Annotated in this window: 12 protein-coding genes and 1 tRNA gene; 5 read left to right on the top strand and 8 right to left on the bottom strand. The window is 37.0% G+C overall.

Annotation, left to right across the window (positions count from 1 at the left end):
• Window positions 1–43: 43 nt before the first annotated feature.
• Both CHRYMOREF3P_RS17855 and CHRYMOREF3P_RS17850 read right to left on the bottom strand, forming a co-directional pair.
• Window positions 44–694, bottom strand: coding sequence for a hypothetical protein (locus CHRYMOREF3P_RS17855; protein WP_077413906.1), 651 nt, complete (start codon window positions 692–694; stop codon window positions 44–46).
• A gap of 2 nt (window positions 695–696) precedes the next feature.
• Window positions 697–1,410, bottom strand: a complete 714-nt coding sequence (locus CHRYMOREF3P_RS17850; RefSeq protein WP_175627193.1) for a DUF434 domain-containing protein — start codon at window positions 1,408–1,410, stop codon at window positions 697–699.
• A gap of 302 nt (window positions 1,411–1,712) precedes the next feature.
• On the opposite strand from CHRYMOREF3P_RS17850, the gene CHRYMOREF3P_RS24085 reads away from it, so the two are divergent.
• Window positions 1,713–2,552: a DUF4822 domain-containing protein gene (locus tag CHRYMOREF3P_RS24085; RefSeq protein ID WP_198424138.1), complete on the top strand. Its 840-nt coding sequence runs from the start codon at window positions 1,713–1,715 to the stop codon at window positions 2,550–2,552.
• Window positions 2,553–2,628: 76 nt separating this feature from the next.
• Here the strand turns inward: CHRYMOREF3P_RS24085 and CHRYMOREF3P_RS17840 are convergent, their stop codons facing one another.
• From CHRYMOREF3P_RS17840 to CHRYMOREF3P_RS17825, 4 genes are all read right to left on the bottom strand, one after another.
• Complete coding sequence (locus tag CHRYMOREF3P_RS17840; RefSeq protein ID WP_180565164.1) at window positions 2,629–3,675, bottom strand: MBL fold metallo-hydrolase; 1,047 nt, start codon at window positions 3,673–3,675, stop codon at window positions 2,629–2,631.
• Window positions 3,676–3,686: 11 nt separating this feature from the next.
• Window positions 3,687–5,267: a Na+/H+ antiporter gene (locus CHRYMOREF3P_RS17835; protein WP_077413902.1), complete on the bottom strand. Its 1,581-nt coding sequence runs from the start codon at window positions 5,265–5,267 to the stop codon at window positions 3,687–3,689.
• A gap of 133 nt (window positions 5,268–5,400) precedes the next feature.
• Window positions 5,401–5,964, bottom strand: a complete 564-nt coding sequence (locus CHRYMOREF3P_RS17830) for a hypothetical protein (protein WP_180565163.1) — start codon at window positions 5,962–5,964, stop codon at window positions 5,401–5,403.
• Window positions 5,965–6,216: 252 nt separating this feature from the next.
• A complete protein-coding gene (locus CHRYMOREF3P_RS17825) occupies window positions 6,217–7,968 on the bottom strand; it encodes an alkaline phosphatase D family protein (RefSeq protein WP_180565162.1) in 1,752 nt (583 codons plus the stop codon).
• A gap of 221 nt (window positions 7,969–8,189) precedes the next feature.
• Here CHRYMOREF3P_RS17825 and CHRYMOREF3P_RS17820 point away from each other — a divergent pair, with 221 nt between their 5' ends.
• Window positions 8,190–8,693, top strand: coding sequence for a hypothetical protein (locus tag CHRYMOREF3P_RS17820; RefSeq protein WP_180565161.1), 504 nt, complete (start codon window positions 8,190–8,192; stop codon window positions 8,691–8,693).
• Window positions 8,694–8,745: 52 nt separating this feature from the next.
• Here the strand turns inward: CHRYMOREF3P_RS17820 and CHRYMOREF3P_RS17815 are convergent.
• A tRNA-Ile gene (locus tag CHRYMOREF3P_RS17815) sits at window positions 8,746–8,819 on the bottom strand.
• Window positions 8,820–8,881: 62 nt separating this feature from the next.
• Window positions 8,882–9,280, bottom strand: coding sequence for a methylmalonyl-CoA epimerase (gene mce / locus CHRYMOREF3P_RS17810; RefSeq protein ID WP_126653567.1), 399 nt, complete (start codon window positions 9,278–9,280; stop codon window positions 8,882–8,884).
• A gap of 93 nt (window positions 9,281–9,373) precedes the next feature.
• Here mce and rbfA point away from each other — a divergent pair, with 93 nt between their 5' ends.
• The 3 genes from rbfA to CHRYMOREF3P_RS17795 all read left to right on the top strand — a co-directional run bounded on the left by rbfA (window position 9,374) and on the right by CHRYMOREF3P_RS17795 (window position 12,813).
• Window positions 9,374–9,733 (top strand): 30S ribosome-binding factor RbfA, encoded by a 360-nt coding sequence (gene rbfA / locus CHRYMOREF3P_RS17805; RefSeq protein ID WP_077413872.1) that lies wholly within the window; start codon window positions 9,374–9,376, stop codon window positions 9,731–9,733.
• Between the two features lie 3 nt (window positions 9,734–9,736).
• Entirely contained in the window at window positions 9,737–10,942 is a 1,206-nt protein-coding gene (locus tag CHRYMOREF3P_RS17800; protein WP_077413871.1) for an ABC transporter permease, read from the top strand.
• Between the two features lie 80 nt (window positions 10,943–11,022).
• Complete coding sequence (locus CHRYMOREF3P_RS17795) at window positions 11,023–12,813, top strand: endonuclease (RefSeq protein ID WP_077413870.1); 1,791 nt, start codon at window positions 11,023–11,025, stop codon at window positions 12,811–12,813.
• Window positions 12,814–12,816 lie beyond the last annotated feature (3 nt).

Raw genomic sequence — 12,816 nt, 5'->3', positions numbered from 1 at the left:
TTTTCCACAGATTTCGCAGATGACACAGATGTTTATGTTGTATTTATTCGTTGATAAATTTTTCGAGAAACCCAATTAATTTTGTTCCTCCATGACTCCAACGGATGCCGTGGCCTTCTTTTTCCCTGATTTCAAAAACCAGTTTATGTTTGTAATGAAAAAAAACATTCCACCAGGTTCTGTTGTCAAGGATATCATGAATTTTCGTCATTACTTTCTCCTGTTTCTGCTGATTGCTTCCTTTGATTTCGCCCCAGAAATCATCATCCATTCTTCCGATATGTTTTTCCCAGGCTCTCTGTGCAATGGTAATTTCACTATTGAAAGGTTCCTGACAAGCATTGATCAGTATTGTATTTAAAGATGGGATCGCACTTTCATCGCGGATGCTTGCGGAGGTTAATCTTTGGCCTAAAATATTCAGCCAATGTTCAAACGAAATTGCTTCCAGAAGTTTTGTTTTCACCTCATCTGCATCATTACTTTCAAGAATATCAATGAATTTTTCAAAGCTTTCTTTTCTGTTAATGATTATTTCTTCATTAAAATAAGGCAGGTGAAGTTCTAAAATATTTTCCTTAAACTTATGAATATTTTTCTCCAGAGTTTCCAGATGTTCTTCTGCTAAAATAGCTTTATACTTGCTTTTCCATGTTTCTGAAAACAGAGAAATATAAGGTTGAAACAGATTCATATTTACTTCGTTTTGATGAGATTAACAGAAAGGCTTTCTTCTGTGATCAAATATCCAATCAAATTAAACCATTCTTTACAGTGATCCAGAATCCAGGCATCTGAAGAAATAACGATTTCTGAACTTTCCGCCAGGAATTTATCGGGATTGTACTGCAGATCACCCTCCCAATTGAGCTGATGCTGTTCTGCAAATTCAAGAATAATCTGTTTTATTCTTCCGCTGTTAGAAACCGGTTTGTCAAAAATCCATACCAGTTTCTGAATCTTATTTTTTTGGTGAAAAGCAGCCACCAATTCCACTGCTCTCTGGGTTTGATTAACTCTTTTATAGGTTCCATGAACACCGGAAAGATCACGGATGCAGCCATCCAGTCCTTCGAAAATATAAGCTTCGGAAAGCAGACTTTCCAGCAGGATCAGGACATTAAAACCGTCAAGGTAAACCGTTTTTCCTTTTAAATCTAAAGCTTCCACGTGTTTCAACCTTCTGTTGTAAAGTTGTAAATCTGATGCTGAAGCTCCCCGCAAAGCTTGTATCTGACGGGTTTTCAATCTATATCTGTTTCCAACCAGTTCAGAAGCTGCTTTTTCCGGGTACTCTCTGGTGAGAAGATACCGCATATCCTCAACAGCCAATTTTAGTTTACTGATCTGCTTCTCTGAACCGAACAGGGGATCATCACCCGTATTTTTTCCGCGGTTTCTGTTACTCATACTCAAAAATAGAATTTTTGATGAATTTTTATGGTAAGAAATATATTTTTATTCGGGATATTAAAACCACCCCGTCAAAATTCTTTGAATTTTCGCCACCCCTCCAAAAGAGGGGAATTATGCCGATTCAAAAGTCCTATTTTGACATCAATATGGAGATTATTAAATAGAAATACATGTGAATACCACTTTCTTTCATTCTATTTCCTGATCTGTTATGTTTTCTACAACAAAAGAGATATTTTGTACAAAGTTTTGATATTCATTAGGAATAAGTTTGCAAAGACTTAAAAAATACCCTTATGAATACACTGAAAAAATTATGTTATCTGTCTGCAGCTGTGCTGTTATCAGCATCTTTCACTGCATGTTCAAGTGATGATAATGAGATTATTATTGAACAGCAGACTCCCTCACAGGTACTATCATCTACTCCATGGGAAACTACCGGAGCTAAGGATAAAAGTGGAAATAGTGTAGCACTTACAGACGCCAGTGTTGCCGGATATGTAGGTTTTGCTTATTTCAAAACAGACGGAAAGTTTGCTATTTACAATCTTACGGATGTGCTGAGATCAATGGGAACATGGTCTGTAGATGCACAGGGAAAAACAAGAACTATTGCCGCATTGAACCCGGATGGGACGACTATTTTCACCCGTGATGTTGAAATTCTTGTTTTAAACAGAAATGAATTTACGTACAGAATCCGTCCTAACTCCAGCGATCCGTCTGTATATTATGACATCATCCATACGAGAACTTCTCATGCAGAACCAACTAATGGACAGCTTACATTAGCTTCCACGCCATGGGAAACGACTGGTGCTAAGGATAAAAGCGGAAATAATGTTGCATTAAATGATGCCAGTGTTGCCGGATATGTAGGATATTCTTACTTCAAAGCTAACGGAACTTTTAAAATTTTCGGATTAAATGATGTATTGAGATCTGAAGGTACATGGTCTATTTCTCCGGATGGGAAGAAGAGAACGCTTACCACGCCTACTTTTACACGTGTTGTGGATATTCTGCTTCTGAATGAAACTACATTTACGTACAGAATTACCCCAGATGTAGCTAATCCATCTGTATTTTACGATATTATTCATACTAAGGTCAACCATAAGGAGCCTTTGTAGTGATTATTTTTTTGATAAGAAGGAAGAAACCTGCTCAGTAATGGGCAGGTTTCTTATTTTAAAATGAGAAAGAATATTACATATAATCTTCCCACCATTTTTTCCAGGAGATTGTTCCCAACTGATCTAAATTTACTTTTTCTCCGATCATAGGAAGTGTAATCGGTATATTGTTTTCTTCTGCATGTTTTGAGGCCAGTTCCAAAGGTTCATACCAAATGTGCTGTGCCAGCTTAAATTTGGAATTATGGACAGGAATGAAGTTTTTAGCTTTCAATTCTTTAATTTCTGTGATAAGCTGATCCGGCAACGTGTGAATATATGGCCATTTTTCGTTGTACTGTCCGTTTTCCATGATGGCCAGATCAAACGGTCCGTATTTGTCTCCAATTTCTGTAAAATGATTTCCATAACCGCTGTCACCACCCAAAAACAATTTTTTCGTAGGTGTTTTTAAAACAAAAGAAGTCCAGAGTGAAATATTACGGTTCAGCAATCTTCCGGAAAAGTGTCTTGCCGGAGTGAGCGTGATTCTAAAACCTTCTGCAATGTCTATGCTTTCCCACCAGTTTTTTTCGATGATTTTGTCAAAACTCCAGCCCCAGTATTCAAAATGCTGACCCGTACCCAAACCACAAATGACTTTTCCTACTTTATTCTTTAAATCCTGAACGGTTGTATAATCGAGATGATCCCAATGGTCATGGGAAATAAGCAGAAAGTCAATATCCGGCATATGTTCCGGCTTGTAATAATCAGCTCCCTGAAAAGCTTTTATGGAACCCGGCATTGGGGAAGCATTTCCACTGAAAACGGGATCTATCAGAAATTTTTTACCATCTACCTGTATGAAATAGGAACTGTGCCCGAACCATATCAAAACATTTTCTTCGGGTTGAAGGTTCTCTAGATCCGTTACTACAAATGGAAGTGCAGTTTTGGGTGAAGTATTTTCCACTTTACATAGGGTGTGGAAAAGTACTTTGGTCATGCTTTCTCCTTCTAATAAGGAAGGTGTTGTCAATATATTCTGAAACCTCCCATTAAGATAATTGGGAAGTGTATTGAAATATTCTTTTCTTTTTTCATCGGGAAACTGCCCGAGCTGCTTTTTTAAATTCATTCCCTTATTTTTTACATTCTGAGCCTTTCTTCTTCAAGGTCCAGTCTTGTTAGATAATGTCTTATATATTCTTCGTCAATATTCGGGTTGCGTCTGTTTTCTTCCCGAAGCCAGATTCTTTGCTGTTCAAGGGTTTCAAAATAAATGGCTTTCGCTTCTTCAGATAGCTTATGAATAGAGTCTTCTTTATCTTCCTGTTCCCAGCGGTCCATCAGTTTGCTAAAATATTCATTTTCGCTTCTTCTTTCTTTATAATTTTCATCCAGATACCTGAAGGCTACCTTGCGCATTTCTCTTCTTAAGAAATGTTCAGATTCTTCCTCAGACAAATATCCTCCTCCGGCATCAGATAAATTGAGTTTTTTGATTAAAGCAGGTAAGGTAAGTCCCTGGATAATCAAAGTGGCAAGAATTACAATGAAAGTAATGAAGAGAATAAGATCACGATGTGGGAAAGGCTGTCCGTTTTCCATCACTACAGGAATAGATAACGCTGCTGCAAGAGAAACTACCCCGCGCATTCCCGTCCAGCCCATCAATAATGGAGCTTTCATTCCGGGGTTTCTATCGGCTACATTAATAAAATTCTTCATAATCAATGTTACGAAAACGGCACCAAAAGAAGAAAGCAAACGCACAATAATCAGTACCGCTGTAATCAACAATCCGTAACCGACAGCATCAGACAGACTTATTCCTTCTTTGCTTAAACCTACCATAATTTCCGGCAGATCCAGTCCTATGAGTAAGAATACAATTCCGTTGATCAGAAATACAAAACTTTCCCAGACATTGGAACCTCTTAATCTGGATTGTGAAGTTCTGAAAATCTCATGTCTTCTTACGGAAAGAAATAATCCACCACTTACTACTGCAAGTACTCCTGAAGAGTGAACTTCTTCTGCAGCAATGTACATCACATAGGGAGCAACCAGACTTAGTATAGCATCCATATTGACATCAGTAGGGAATATCTTTTCAATTTCAAGAAATACAAAAGCCAATACAACTCCTATTCCCAACCCTCCGAAAACCATCCATCCAAAGCTAATGGCTGCATCCTGCCATATAAACTGCCCTGTAGCCACCGCCAACATTGCAAACCTGAAGATGATTAGTGAGGAGGCATCATTGAACAAACTTTCACCCTCGAGAACAGTAGATAGATTTTTAGGAACTTTTACAAATTTTAAAATGGCTCCGGCACTTACCGCATCCGGTGGTGATACTATTCCACCCAACACAAAACCTAATGCCAGTGAAAAGCCGGGAATATATGAGTTCGCTACAAAAGCAACAGTGATTGCTGTAAGGAAAACTACAATGAATGCAAAACTGGTAATGATCCGCCTCATTTTCCATATTTCCTTCCAGGATACGGCAAAGGCTGCTTCGTATAAAAGCGGAGGCAGGAAAATAATAAAAATCAGTTCAGGATCTATTTTTAACACCGGCAATCCAGGGATAAAACTAATAAGAAGTCCGGCAATAACCAGTATGATAGGATAGGCTACTTTCAATCGATTGGCCAGCATAATGGCCCCGATAATGACAAGGACCAATCCTAAATAATAAATAAAATTTTCCACCATTGCTTTTTCAATTAATTTTAAATCAAGTCTCTGTTATCGAATAACAAAATTTAAAAGAAAAATAAATATAAGCATAAGATTTTGAGAAGTGAAAATAAATTTAATCGGCTGTAAAATTCTTACCGGATGATTCTTAGTGTAAATAAATCTGATCTTTAGAAAGCCATTTAACCAGTCCCAGCATAATACATCCCAATATTGAACCTAACAGGATCAATACAGCTAAAGTCTTCGCAAACGCTGTCCCATACTTTTTTTTATCGAATGTAAAATCTACTGGATTGATATTATATGCAGTATAAACAGAAGGATTGATGCGCAGGTCTGGTCTGAAATAAATGATTCCCTGAATATATCTTCTCCGCAAAGCTCTGAGATTTACAATATAGCAGCTGTAACCTGCATCCACTCCATCAAAATCTACCTCTGTTACAGAGCCATTGTGTTTTACTTTTAATACATAGATTTTATTTCGGGGGCTAAGATCTACATCATATTCATCGGCAAGGTGATATTTTTCCAGATTATGGTAAAGAATATGATCTGTCGTTCCATTTTTTCTTTCATAATGAACTCCTTTATCATCAACCACAATCCTTTTAACTACTCTTTTTGTGACCGTCTTCTGATAAAGAATAAAACGATATAAACCAAAACCTAAGGCCGGATAGTACAATATTGATACTATAACAAGCATTACAATATTTTTACAAATAATAACCGGTAATACTAATAACACTAAAAACATCACCAATAATAAAAGTACAGCCAATGTTCTGGTTAACCAGGTCATGAACCACCATGGCTTAGAGACTAACGGCAAAAAATCTTTTCTTACATCCTCTTGCATCTGTTCAAGATACGAAAAAAGTTAATAATATAAAAGAGCCACGGTGGCACACCGTGACTCTTTCTACCAAATTGAAAATAAGATATAATTAAATTGAAACTATGAGATTGTATATGTTTTTTCTGTCGTTGTATTGTACGTATCGGAAATGACGTTATCTACAAATCTCCATTCTGCCACGGAACTTCCGGTAGTAAATTTCACATGCAGATACCCTCTTTTATAGAGATTGGCATAATCAAGATCATCAATCAGTAATGAAAATGCCTGAGCCAGTTCTATTGCTTTTGCAGGATCAGATGTGATTCCCAGATATCCTTCTAATCCCGGAGAAGAAACAGAGCTGCAAGCCAGTTCGGTTCCGATAAATTTTCCCTGAGCATCGGTTAATTTTCCTAACCATGCATTATGGGTATCTCCTGCCAATACCACTACATTTTTTCCTGCAAGAACGGAATACAGCTGTTCTCTTTCCATGAAATATCCATCCCAGGCATCTAAATTATAGGGTAAAGTAGTTGTGATTCTGGCAATATCCTGAGGAGTCAATGTCGGATCCTGCTGTTGGTATCTTGTCTTAAGAATAATTAATTGAGTGATCGTATTCTGAAGTGCCTGCATGGTAGCCGGCTGTGCGCTTCCGTGTTGTGCTATTTCTGCCAAAATCTGATTCAGTAACATCAGAAGTTCTGCCGGAACCATCATTTTAGTCATTAAAATCTGCTGTCCAAGTACTTTCCATTTTGCAGTATCTCCATTGATCTGGGAACTCAGCCATGACATCTGTTCGCTTCCGATCAGTTTTCTACTGGTACTCAGGAAATCTGTTTTAAACTGTACCTGATTAAAATTCCCCGTACTATCAAGATAATCGGAATATTCCATCTGCTTATCCCTTGCGATTACCCTTGTATCCATCATATAAAGGGAAACGATATTTCCGAAATTGAAGCTTCTGTAAATTCTCATATCTTTCCCGGTTTTAAGAGGAATATATTCGCTGTACGCCTGAAAAGCAGCCATTTTTCTTGCTTGAAAATCTCCTTCATTAGGCTGATGATTTTCTGCCCCTGTTTTATAGGTATCATTGGCAAACTCGTGATCGTCCCAAACACAGATGAATGGTTTCTTCTGGTGAAGAAGCTGAAGATTTTTATCACCTCTGTACTGCCTGTATCGTTCTCTGTAATCACTGAGGTTAAGAATTTCCTTAGCCGGCTGATGAACCCTTCCTAGCTGATTGGTATAAGGATTTGTTCCATATTGCCCCGGGGCATATTCGTAGATGTAATCTCCAAGGTGTACCACTACGTCAGCTTCAGACTTTGCAATCGCTCCATATACATTGAAAAGTCCTGCAGGAAAGTTTGAACAGGATACCACTGCCATTTTCACTTCGTTTACAGCATCTGATTTCGAAGGTAGAGTAAGGGTTTCCCCTGTTACACTCACTTCTTTCGTTTTGATATTATAGAATCTGTAGTAATATTTGGTATTGGAAGAGATATTCTGTACATCCACCGCTACCGTAAAGTCATTGACTACTGTTGCATTGGCCTGACCTCTTCTTACCACTTCTGAAAAGTTGCTGTTTTTACTGATCTCCCATGTAATTTCCGCATCAGTTCCCTTAGAATACCTTGTCCAAATGATAATACCTGTTGCACTTGGATCAAAGCTTGCTACTCCGGATTCAAAGCCTCCGTTTTTAAGATCGTCAGGAGCATTTCCATTTTCAGTAAAATCGTCGCTGCAGCTTTCAATCAAAGGAGCAATAAAAATTCCTCCGGCTGCTAATAGTGAATTTTTAAGAAATCTTCTTCTGTTGAATTGGTTGTTGTTTTCCATCATTACTTTTTTTGCAAAGCAACGGTATCTGTAGAAGAAGGCTGTTAACTGAGTTTTAACTATCCTTTATCGTTTTTTAAACAAATGTTTAATGTTATGCATAGGAAATTTAAAGCTGTAAAATATCTCTTTTCAGAAAAGAAAAATAGAATTTGTTCAAATATTTTCTAAAGCTGTTCTGCTGTTTATTACATTCACGATACTAATAACTATGATAAAATTGCATGACAAAAAAAATTGTTCTTTCACTATTTCTTCTAGTCATAGGATATTTTTTCTATACCCCAATGATAATATCCTTAGCAGCTATAAAAGATCCAGAATCTATTAATTTTAAACCCGATCAAATATTTAAATTAAAGGATATTCCTGAATTAAAAAATTCTCAAAATGTAGTTGTATATATTGTCTTAGCCCATGAAGACAGAAAAAATATAGATTCCACAATCCCGAAATGGAGAGTTTTACAATCTAGTAATTCATCATTAATAGAAAATCTGCTTAATTGTGAATTCAAATATAACAGTGCGGATGTTTCAACAATACAAAGTAAGATGTATGTCTACTCAAACAATACATTAGTTTTTGAAAGTGAGATTTCCCTCGATAAAAACCCAGGACTTCAAAATAAAGTCACAGGCTGGGCAACTCCTGTTGATCATAATAAATTTCTAAATATTATAAGTCAATTTGACAGGTATAATCTCCCGGTTTTGATTATTAAATAAACATTTTAAGAATAAAAAAACCGCTCACATGACGTAAGCGGTTGATTTTCTGTGGTCCCACCTGGGCTCGAACCAGGGACCACCTGATTATGAGTCAGGTGCTCTAACCAACTGAGCTATAGGACCTCAAAACTTGGTTAAATTTTGTGTTTGCAAAAATAGTAAAATTTCTTTCACTACAAAATTTTTTATTGCTTTTCTTGGCAAAGTTCTACCAGTACGCCGTTTGTAGACTTTGGATGCAGGAAGACAACTAATTTATTATCAGCACCTTCTTTGGGTTCTTCGGAGATAAACTGAAATCCTTCTTTTTTCAGTCTTTTCACTTCTTCCAGAATATTTTCAACCCCAAATGCCAGATGATGGATGCCTTCGCCCTTTTTATCGATAAATTTTGAGATCGGACTTTCAGGATTACTGGCTTCCAACAGCTCAATTTTACTTTCTCCTGTTTCATAGAAAGAAGTTACAACCCCTTCCCTTTCTACGGATTCTTTTTTATAGGATTCTTTTCCCAATAATTTGGCAAAAAGCTCATCAGAAACTCCTAAAGACTTTACGGCAATACCAATATGTTCTAGCTTCATAAATACTAATAAATATAATTAAATCGTAAATTTGATACTCCAGTTGAATTTCAAAGTATCAATTCAAACAAAAGTACTAAATTTGCAGAAATTATGGAAAGTAACAGACAAAGAAAAGTAGCACAGATTATTCAGGAAGACTTCGCAGAGCTTTTCCGCAAACAGGCTTCAGAAAGCAAACAGAGTATTTTAGTATCTGTTTCAGATGTAAAAGTAACTGCTGACTTAGGAATTGCTAAGATTTATTTAAGCATTTTCCCACAGGAATTCCGTACCGCTGTGATGAAGGAGATTGAAGAAAACAAAGCTCAATACAGAAACTTCATCGGACAGAAAATGTCAAAACAGGTACGTATCATTCCCCAGCTTAACTTCTATCTTGACACCGCTCTGGATGATGTTGAAAAACTGGAAAGAGAATTAAGAGGTGAAGGCGACAATCCTGTTTTATAAATCTTGAAGAATATTGCATTTTACATAGCATCCAGATACCTTTTAGCTAAAAAAGGCAGTACCGCGGTTACGTTTATTACGTGGCTGTCTGTGGGTGCCATGACGGTTGCTGTGACTGCAATGTTCGTCATTATTTCTGTTTTTTCAGGTCTTGAGGATCTGAATAAAGACCTTATTTCCAATCTTCATGCTGACCTTACTTTAAAAAGCGTTTCCGGAAAAACTATTAAGAATCTGGATACCGTCAATAAAGTATTAGGCACCCATAAAGAAGTGAGCAGCTTCTCCCGTGTTATTGAAGAAAAAGTATACATCAGCTTCAACGGAAAAGGAGATATTGCTTATTTAAGAGGCGTTGATTCTGCTTACGTCAAAGTAAACCCGATCAATAAAGATGTTTTCTACGGAACTTATCCGAGCTTCAAATATTCCAATGAAGTATTGATGGAAAACAGTCTGGATAACAGACTTTCAATTCCTGTGGATTCTTCCAACCATTATGCGACAGTCTTTATGCCCAAACCGGGAACAGGGATTATCAATAAAGAAGAAGACATCTATAACAAAAGAGATATTTCAGTAACCGGTGTTTTCCCTGGAAAAGATCAGCTGGACAATTATATTATCTCTCCTATTGAGCTTGCGGAAGAGTTACTTAACCTTCCCAAAAAGTCAGCATACCAGATTGTCATTAAACTAAAAAATCCAGAAAATGCAGATGCTGTAAAACAAAGCCTGCTTTCTTCTCTCGGCAAAAATATTGAGATCAAAACCAAGGAAGAAGAAAATGCTGCTTTCTGGAAAATGATCAACACCGAAAAACTTTTTATCTACCTGATTTTTGCCCTGGTTATCTTCATTACCACCTTTAATCTTGCCGGAGCAATCATTATCCTTCAGCTTGATAAAAAAGAACAGGCAAAATCACTTATTTCACTAGGCTTTCCTTTAAGCCATTTGAGATTAACCTATTTCTACACCGGTCTCCTGATTGTTGTTTCGGGGGTGATTACCGGATTGATTCTTGGAACAGCACTTTGCTACTTCCAGCTTTACACAGGATTCTTCAGAGCTAATGAAGTTCTGCCGTTCCCGGTAAAAATTGTAGGAAAAAATTATCTTATTGTAGCCCTTACAGCTTCCTTGTTCGGAATCACTATTTCATGGTTTTTCTCAAAAATCAGCAAAGAATATATTACTAAAAACTAATCTACTAAGTTTATATATTACATTAAGTTAATATACTTCGGTTTCATTTTTTTGTACCTTTACGCCCCAATTTTAAATAAATGAAACGAATTTTATCTTTTTTACTGTTAAGTATAACATTTATCGGCGGTTTTGCACAAGCTCCCGCAGGATATTATAATCAACCAGCAGGATTAACAGGTGCAGCTCTTAAAACAGCTCTTAAAAATATTATCACCAATGGACATGTTGATCATGGATATGGCGGTTTATGGACAGGCTATGCCACTACAGACCGTGATTATTTTTATGAAAATGACGGAACTATTCTTGATATTTATTCTGAAAATCCAAATGGACCGGATCAGTATAATTTCATCCTGGGAACCAATCAATGCGGATCTAACGGCTATGCTAATGAAGGTGACTGCTACAACAGAGAGCACGTAATACCTCAGAGTTTATTCAACAGTGCTTCTCCTATGGTCGCTGATATTCATTTTATCCGTGCTACCGATGGAAAAGTAAACGGAATGAGATCCAACTACCCTTTCGGAGTTGTTGGTGCTACTTCTTTCATCTCTAAAAACGGATCAAAACTAGGTACATCCGTATCACCAGGATACTCAGGTACTGTATTTGAGCCTATTGATGCTTTCAAAGGAGATATTGCCAGAATGTTCCTTTATTTTGTGACAAGATACGAAGACAAACTTTCTAATTTCACTACCGGTGATATGCTTGGAAACACGGCATTCCCGGGACTACAGCCTTGGGCATTGAATCAATATTTAGCATGGAATGCAATGGATCCTGTATCTGCGGAAGAAATTGCAAGAAACAATGCTTCTTATACTTATCAGGGAAACAGAAACCCTTTCATTGATCACCCTGAATATGTTACTCAAATCTGGGGATCTCCGGTAATTGATAACCAAGCACCTACAGCAGCAACTAACGTTGTTGCCAACAATCCAACTTCAAACTCTATTGCTGTAAGCTGGACAGCCGCTACAGATAATGTAGGAGTAACTTCTTATCAGGTTTACGCTAACGGTGCATTAAAAGCTAATGTTTCCGGTACAACAACATCTACTGTCGTATCAGGATTAGCTCCACTTACTCAATATACTTTCTATGTAATTGCTAAAGATGCTTTCGGAAACTCATCTCCACAAAGTACAACAGCTATAGAAACTACTCTTGACACGCCTGCAGGAGGTGGAAGCTGTGGAACAGAAGATTTTGAAATGATCACCGGTGCAGCGAATACTTATCTGACAGCCAACTGGACGAACAACGGAATTTCATGGACTGCTACAGACGCAAGAGTTGACCAGACCATTAATAATAAAGCCATTACCATCAGAAACGGTACTTTAACAAGTTCAACACTTTCAAGCGGAATCCAGAATTTAACTTTAACAACACAGTTAAAATTCTCAGGAAGTGCAGGATATTTCAATGTTTTTGTAAACGATGTTAATGTAGGAACTATTCCTTACAGTACTGTTGTCACTACAACTACCATTAACAATATCAACGTAAGCGGAAACGTTGTCATTAAGCTGACCAATTCTTCTACTTCCAACAGAGTTGCTCTGGATGACCTTAGCTGGGCATGTTTCGGTACATTAGGAACTGCTGAAACTCAAAAAAGCAAATCAGAATTCACTATCTACCCTAACCCGGTAAAAAACAATGAATTATTTGTAAAAGGAGAAAATCTTAGCAAAATTTCAAAAGCCGATATCTATGACCTTTCCGGAAAATTAATTGAAACAATCGTTAATCCTTTCAAACATTCAAATAAAATTAACCTTAAAGGTGTTGTAAAAGGAACTTACATCCTGAAAACAGATAATTTCTCTACTAAATTTATCGTAGATTAATTC

The organism is Chryseobacterium sp. JV274, from assembly GCF_903969135.1.
GTDB lineage: Bacteria > Bacteroidota > Bacteroidia > Flavobacteriales > Weeksellaceae > Chryseobacterium.
Note: the sequence above shows the minus strand (reverse complement) of the source record. Positions and strands in the feature narration are given on the sequence as shown.